Source organism: Megasphaera geminata F0357, from assembly GCF_000239275.1.
In the GTDB taxonomy this organism is placed as follows: Bacteria; Bacillota; Negativicutes; order Veillonellales; family Megasphaeraceae; genus Megasphaera; species Megasphaera geminata.
Genome location: NZ_JH417615.1, coordinates 14,450 through 21,078, shown reverse-complemented (window position 1 = coordinate 21,078; position 6,629 = coordinate 14,450). Strand labels below are relative to the sequence as shown.

Below are 6,629 nucleotides of genomic sequence, written 5' to 3'. Positions count from 1 at the left end.
CGGCGACCGCCGCTCCGACAAGCGACCCGTCGGTCGTGCAATCCGGTGTGACCACCGTTTGTAACACGCCGTCTCGAGAATCGTCAACATCACGCAGACATACATCAATAGCTTCCGTCATAACCGGAATACAACCTTGCACCCCGGTGCAAACGCTGCCGTCAATAGCAACAATCTGCTCTTCCGTCGGCCTTTCACCGTGCAGGTATCTTATGACCGCTGCAACAGCACCGCCCATAAGCTGCGCCGCGCGAACAAAAACGGAGGCGCCCAGATTACTCAGGGCTTTAGCGTCTGCAAGCGTCATAATGCGGCTCCATAAAACAGCCATGTGCATGCGCATGTCCTTTACGGAAGGTATCAGAAAAAGCCGGCTCATCTGTCCCGTCGTTATATACGGCAGGGAATCCGTCTTAAAATATGCCTTTACGACTTCACCGTAAATCCGTGACAAGTAGGCACCTGCCACCATTTTTTCAAGAACATGCCGGCCCGGATGCTGTGTTTTTTCATCAACGGCATGATCCCAGACCGTACGGGTAAGCCGCGAAAAATCACCGGCTTCCAGATTAACGATTTCTTTTCTTCCGGCATCATAAAAACACATGTTAAAACCGGTGCCGCAAATAAGCCCGACCCGGCACGCGTCCCGCGCATAGGCTGAGGTCAATAAAGTCGCCGTCGTATCGTTTATGAGGGCCACGGGCCGGATATTCGACAATCCCTTTCGCACCAATGCTTCTTTTAATAACTCATTTACAGCATGCCCTTCCACCCCGGATGTATGAATTTCTTTTACCCATGAAATCAATTTCCCGTCAGCCAACGACTCCTGCTCAACAGCAAAGGAAAAGGTATGCCCCAGGACATAATGTTTATCCCTTGCAGCCACCTGCCCTACTAAATCGGCCAGTGCATCAAAAAGTTCTTCAGCCGTCGTCTCGGCAGTCGTGAGATCAGATTCTCCCGGCACGGCTAAAGGCATTTCAGCCTTGCGTTCAACGACATAGTACCCTTTTCCGGTCAAAAACACGCGGGCGGCACGCAACATTGAACCGCCGAAATCCACAGCAATATAGCGGCCCCATTCTCCACCGGTAGGCAACCCGATAAAGGTGCGTTCCGCCGAAAGGGAGGACTCTTTCCCCTCCATTACTGCCCGTATTTCTTTTAGGAAAGCTTGTGAATAAAGATATATTGCCCCGTCGGATAAATAAAAATCTTTTCCTATTTTAAACCACTCTTGTGTAGTCAGTTCCGCCATAACAACCTCCTATATGGTTATTTTAACATAAAATGCCGTGCACGTACGTACTTTCCGCAGGTCCGCGCCGGGTATGCATATTGCCAAAAATCATACTATACATTATAATTCCATATAGAGTGAGTCCGTATGCTGTTGGTCACACGAAGGGGTACACCACCGCGGGTGTATGTCTTCGTGTGATTTTTTTATGAAAGGAGTTTTTTCATGATCACCGTTAACGGCGTCCTGATAGAAAAAAATGAACTGCCCTTAGGCATGTATCTCGACGCAAACGGGTATGAACGCCCCTGCATTGCAGTCGAGCGAAACGGCGTCGTCATCAGGAGCAGCGAATACAACACGACGCTTCTCCGCGACGGCGATATCGTTGAAATAGTACAATTTGTCGGCGGCGGCTGAAGCCGCCATGCCGTCTTTTATTCAGGAGGTTTTCACATGACAAAAGATACCCTCATCTTAGGAAATCAATCGTTTTCCTCACGTTTTATCTTAGGTTCGGGAAAATATTCCGTTTCTCTTATCGAAGCGGCCGTAAAGGAAGCCGGCGCGCAAATCATTACCCTTGCCCTGCGCCGCGCCGAAGCGGGGCCGAAGGATAATATTATGAAACATATTCCCGACAGCGTGACATTACTGCCCAACACGTCGGGCGCGCGCAATGCCGACGAGGCGGTGCGCATAGCCAGGCTTGCCCGCGAAGTCGGTTGCGGTAATTTCGTAAAAATAGAGATCATGAGTGACACAAAGTATCTTCTGCCCGACAACAATGAAACCATAAAAGCTACGGAAGTTCTCGCGAAAGAAGACTTTATCGTATTGCCGTATATGTATCCCGATCTCTATGCCGCACGCAGTCTTGTCGACGCCGGCGCGGCCGCGGTCATGCCCTTAGGCGCGCCTATAGGGACGAATAAAGGGCTGTGTACAAAAGAATTCATCAAGATTCTTGTCGAGGAAATCGCCGTCCCTGTTATCGTCGATGCCGGCATCGGCCGACCGTCCCAGGCCTGTGAAGCGATGGAGCTCGGCGTCGCCGCCGTCATGGCCAACACGGCTATCGCCACGGCAGGCGACATCCCGCTCATGGCACGCGCCTTCAAAGCGGCTATCGAAGCGGGACGAAACGCTTTCCTTTCCGGCCTCGGCAGAATTAACGAGCAGGCCGTTGCCAGCGATCCTCTGACGGGTTTTCTTGATTTTCAAGGAGGTGCATCATGACAGCGCGTACAGATCACATGACTTACTGGCCCGACATGGATATCCTTGATTCAACCATGCTTGAAGAAGTCCTCTCTTACCGCGACTCTTTCGATAACAATGCGTATACGGCTGAAGATGTCCGCACCGCTATGCGCAAACAAAATCTTGGCGTGCACGATTTCATGTCGCTTCTTTCTACGGCAGCTCTGCCCTTTTTAGAAGAAATGGCGCAAAAAGCGAAAACCGTGACCCGCCGCCATTTCGGCAATAACATTGCTTTATTCACACCCCTTTACTTTGCCAATTACTGTGAAAATTATTGTATCTATTGCGGCTTTAACTCTCATAACAAGATCAAACGGGCAAAGCTGAGCGAAGAAGAACTTCATAAAGAATGCCGCGCCATCGCTTCAACCGGCATGGAGGAAGTATTGATGCTGACCGGTGAAAGCCGTCATATGTCGGATGTCGCCTATATAGGCGGCGCCGTAAAGATTGCCCGTCAGTACTTTCGCGTCGTCGGTATAGAAATTTATCCGGTCAACGTAGATGAATACAAATTCCTGCATGAATGCGGCGCCGATTATGTGACGGTTTTCCAGGAAACATACAATTCAGACAAGTACGAAACGCTACACCTGGAAGGGCATAAGCGCGTGTTCCCGTATCGTTTCTACGCACAGGAACGCGCTATCCTCGGAGGCATGCGCGGCGTCGGTTTCGCAGCCCTTCTCGGCCTGGACGATTATCAGAAAGACGCCGTCGCAACGGCAATACATGCAGCTCTTTTGCAAAAAAAATACCCTCACGCTGAAATTTCTTTATCTTGTCCCCGCTTACGTCCGATTATCAACAACGATAAAATTAATCCGAAAGATGTAGACGAGCGCCGCCTCGTCCAGATCATCTGTGCGTATCGACTGTTTCTCCCTTATGCGACAATTACCGTGTCAAGCCGCGAAAATGCCCGTTTCCGCAATAATATTATTAAAATTGCCGCCACAAAAATTTCTGCCGGCGTCTGTGTAGGCATTGGCGCCCACCTGGACGAATCGGGCGAAGAAAAAGGAGATGAGCAGTTTGAAATTTCCGATACCCGTTCCTTTGATGAAATTTACCGTGCCGTGAAGGAAGCGGGGATGCAGCCTGTTACAAGCGACTATATATTTGTTTAGGGGCCGTCTATGAAAATAAAACTAAACGGCAGAAACCGTTCTGTAACCGCGGTAACGGCAGGAGAACTCTGCACCAAATCCGATCTCGCTCATTCTTATATCATCATTAACGGCTATAGTGCCGTTCCCGCTACACGTCTCAACGCAGGGGATGAAGTTTTTATCATCCCCAAAAATACCTGTCCTCACCGTGATGAATGGGCACAAATGCTCTATGCCCGACACACTCCGGGAGTTCAGGCAAAACTGAATCAGGCGGTCGTCGCCATAAGCGGCCTCGGCGGATTGGGTTCTAATATTGCCGTCCAGCTTTGCCGGTGCGGGAACGGCACATTACGCCTTTTTGATTTTGACACTGTCGACATCAGTAATCTCAATCGTCAATCCTACTTTATTGAGGATCTGGGACGCTTAAAAACGGAAGCGCTGGCCGAACAGTTAAGGCGGATCAATCCGTACGTCACCGTATATGCCGAAACCGTCCGCCTTACCGGGAAAAACGCGGGGGCCCTGCTCCGAGATTGTAACATCGTCATCGAAGCCTTTGACGATCTCCGTGCCAAGGCAATGCTCGTCAACACCGTATTGGAAGAGCTGCCTGAAACTGTAATTATTGCCGCATCCGGTATGGCCGGGTACGGACGCAGTAACGCTATTACGACGCGCAAAATTAACGATCATTTCTATCTTTGCGGCGACGCAACGAGCGCCGCAAAACCCGGCCAGGGGCTAATGGCTCCCCGTGTGGCGCTTTGCGCTGCCCACGAGGCGAATCTGGCAGTCGAATTGTTGGCGGAACGATTATAACCGTTTTTAACAAAACAGTCTGCATGTATATCTCTTCAGGTAAAGTGAGTATTTACTATTCTATATATCTATAAAGCATCGTTTCATTGACTCTATGTTTACATTACGGTATAGTAATAATATATGCATATTATTCCTAATCGGTATTATTTAGCCCGCTTACTATAATTACAGAGTCGTAAGGAGAAAATGATGCGAAAAGTTATTGCCATCACGAACAGGCACCTGGTACACAGGGATTATTGGGATCAATTGGAGCAAATAGTAGCTTCCCCGGTAGAGTCTCTGGTCCTCCGCGAGAAAGACTTGAGCGAAGATGAATATATTGATTTTAAAAGAAAGGCATTACAGTTGTGCAATTATCATGGTAAGGAATGTGTTTTACATAACTTCGGGCGTGTCGCCGTTCGGTTGCATATCCCCCGTTTTCAATGTTCTCTCGATTATTTAAAAACGCATACCTCCATAAGTTATTATATGACGACCTTAGGCGTTTCCGTACATACACCGGAAGAGGCCCATCAGGCGGAGAAATTGGGCGCTACGTATGTTATCGCCGGTCATGTCTTCCCGACACCGTCAAAGTCGAAATTCCGACCTATCGGAGTATCCGCAGTGACGGAAATCTGTAAGGCCGTCTCTATCCCGGTTTTTGCCTTAGGGGGGGTCAATCCCGGCACGGTAGAGGCACTGAAAAATATACCCGTTAAAGGCATCGCCTTAATGTCAGGACTCATGCAAAGCAGTGACATTTCTTCTTATATAGCGAGTTTACAAAAATAACCAGAGGCGATTAAAATGCGCGAAGTTTATGTCATTATCGATATGCAAAACGACTTTATCACAGGGCCTCTCGGCACCGCACAGGCACGGGAAATCCCAAAGCGTATAGAGGCTAAAATACAGGTGCTGCGCCGAGCGGAAAAGCGGGATACGGACTTGATCTTCACCCAGGATACACATGACCCGGACTATTTAAAAACTCAGGAAGGAAAGAAATTACCTGTCCCCCATTGTCTTAAAGACAGCCGCGGTTGGAATATTTGCCCTACCCTCTTGCCCTATACGATGACAGCCGATATATACGAGAAACCTTCTTTCGGCTGTCCCGATTTAGTCGCCGCAGTGAAAGACTATGAGGTCATCACGTTGATGGGGTTATGTACGGATATCTGCGTTATTACAAATGCCTTTCTTTTAAAATCATGGTATCCGGAAAAGAACATCGTCGTCGGCGCAGCACCTGTTGTGCCGGCGTAACGCCGGAAAGCCACGAACGTGCCCTGGCGGCTATGGAAGCTTGCCAAATCGGGATCATACGCTGAAACACCTATAAGGAAACGAAGCCCGCACTATTCGTGCTTTCGTTTCCTTTTCTTATTTTCAGGAGCAAATATTTGGATATATAGTATAGTAACCTGCATCTCTTGTCAAAATAGGCGATTTATAGTAGAATGTACACATATAAAAAGCAATATATAGTGGTTTATTGACGGAATTGCGAGGGACTGCCTTATGAAAACAAGATGTGTCGAATTAAGTCGATTAGAAAGCGAATTACTCCGTGAATATATTCCTGTCGCCGCAGTGAAACCTCTTCCGGCCGGTCTATGCCGTTCCATTTATCGCCGCCTGGAAGGCCTGCCCGTTTTTGAAGCGGACGAAATTCCTCCCAAGTCGATAACGGCAGTCACAAATCGACACGTCAGAATAACAAAAACCGCTAACTGATAAAAACTCCTTTCCCGAAAAATGATATGCCCCCTTTACTGAACAAAAGTTCAGTGAAGGGGGCTTTATATGAAATACGGAAAGGAGCCTTTTATTTCAAAAATACATCAGTGCGCTTCTGCCGTAAGACGACGCGTAATTTCCATACCCGTCCTAGTTTTTGCCAAGCCGCCTTCTGCAGTCTCTTTCAAAGAGACCGGCATAATACGGCCGATTTCATCCAACGCCTCAATGACTTCATCCGGCGGAATAACACTTTTCACTCCGGCCAAAGCCATTTCTGCAGCCGTTATGGCAATGACTGAAAAGATACCGTTGCGTTTCACACAAGGAACCTCCACCAAGCCCGCTACAGGATCGCAGGCAAGCCCAAGAATATTCTTCATAGCCAGGGCGAATGCCTGTAACACTTCATCGTTCGTGCCGCCTGCCAATTCCGTCACGGCAGC

At 48.7% G+C, this 6,629-nt stretch carries 9 protein-coding genes; 7 read left to right on the top strand and 2 right to left on the bottom strand.

Annotated features, from left to right (window positions below; all coding sequences use genetic code 11):
- Window positions 1-1,264, bottom strand: a 1,264-nt coding sequence (locus HMPREF0080_RS08020; protein WP_006790946.1) for a hexokinase family protein, incomplete at its 3' end; no start/stop codon positions are given.
- A 207-nt stretch (window positions 1,265-1,471) separates the two neighbouring features.
- On the opposite strand from HMPREF0080_RS08020, the gene thiS reads away from it, so the two are divergent.
- The 7 genes from thiS to HMPREF0080_RS07985 all read left to right on the top strand — a co-directional run bounded on the left by thiS (window position 1,472) and on the right by HMPREF0080_RS07985 (window position 6,180).
- Window positions 1,472-1,666, top strand: a complete 195-nt coding sequence (thiS, locus tag HMPREF0080_RS08015) for a sulfur carrier protein ThiS (protein ID WP_006790945.1) — start codon at window positions 1,472-1,474, stop codon at window positions 1,664-1,666.
- Window positions 1,667-1,702: 36 nt separating this feature from the next.
- Complete coding sequence (locus HMPREF0080_RS08010) at window positions 1,703-2,485, top strand: thiazole synthase (protein WP_006790944.1); 783 nt, start codon at window positions 1,703-1,705, stop codon at window positions 2,483-2,485.
- Window positions 2,482-3,642, top strand: a complete 1,161-nt coding sequence (gene thiH, locus HMPREF0080_RS08005; RefSeq protein ID WP_006790943.1) for a 2-iminoacetate synthase ThiH — start codon at window positions 2,482-2,484, stop codon at window positions 3,640-3,642. The genes HMPREF0080_RS08010 and thiH overlap by 4 nt, the downstream gene beginning before the upstream one ends.
- Before the next feature lie 9 nt (window positions 3,643-3,651).
- Window positions 3,652-4,449, top strand: coding sequence for a sulfur carrier protein ThiS adenylyltransferase ThiF (thiF, locus tag HMPREF0080_RS08000; protein WP_006790942.1), 798 nt, complete (start codon window positions 3,652-3,654; stop codon window positions 4,447-4,449).
- A gap of 189 nt (window positions 4,450-4,638) precedes the next feature.
- Complete coding sequence (locus HMPREF0080_RS07995; RefSeq protein ID WP_006790941.1) at window positions 4,639-5,232, top strand: thiamine phosphate synthase; 594 nt, start codon at window positions 4,639-4,641, stop codon at window positions 5,230-5,232.
- A gap of 15 nt (window positions 5,233-5,247) precedes the next feature.
- Window positions 5,248-5,709, top strand: coding sequence for a cysteine hydrolase family protein (locus tag HMPREF0080_RS07990; protein WP_006790940.1), 462 nt, complete (start codon window positions 5,248-5,250; stop codon window positions 5,707-5,709).
- A 255-nt stretch (window positions 5,710-5,964) separates the two neighbouring features.
- The gene (locus HMPREF0080_RS07985) at window positions 5,965-6,180 is read left to right on the top strand and encodes a hypothetical protein (RefSeq protein ID WP_006790938.1); all 216 of its coding nucleotides are present in this window, start codon (window positions 5,965-5,967) and stop codon (window positions 6,178-6,180) included.
- A 107-nt stretch (window positions 6,181-6,287) separates the two neighbouring features.
- On the opposite strand, the gene HMPREF0080_RS07980 is transcribed toward HMPREF0080_RS07985, so the two are convergent.
- The coding region (locus HMPREF0080_RS07980) for an L-serine ammonia-lyase, iron-sulfur-dependent, subunit alpha (protein ID WP_006790937.1) at window positions 6,288-6,629 on the bottom strand (342 nt) is incomplete at its 5' end.

Coding starts and splice junctions, on each gene's coding strand:
- HMPREF0080_RS07990 (WP_006790940.1), top strand. CDS start 5,248: ATGCGCGAAGTTTATGTCATTATCGATATGCAAAACGACTTTATCACA.
- HMPREF0080_RS07985 (WP_006790938.1), top strand. CDS start 5,965: ATGAAAACAAGATGTGTCGAATTAAGTCGATTAGAAAGCGAATTACTC.
- HMPREF0080_RS08010 (WP_006790944.1), top strand. CDS start 1,703: ATGACAAAAGATACCCTCATCTTAGGAAATCAATCGTTTTCCTCACGT.
- thiH (WP_006790943.1), top strand. CDS start 2,482: ATGACAGCGCGTACAGATCACATGACTTACTGGCCCGACATGGATATC.
- thiF (WP_006790942.1), top strand. CDS start 3,652: ATGAAAATAAAACTAAACGGCAGAAACCGTTCTGTAACCGCGGTAACG.
- HMPREF0080_RS07995 (WP_006790941.1), top strand. CDS start 4,639: ATGATGCGAAAAGTTATTGCCATCACGAACAGGCACCTGGTACACAGG.
- thiS (WP_006790945.1), top strand. CDS start 1,472: ATGATCACCGTTAACGGCGTCCTGATAGAAAAAAATGAACTGCCCTTA.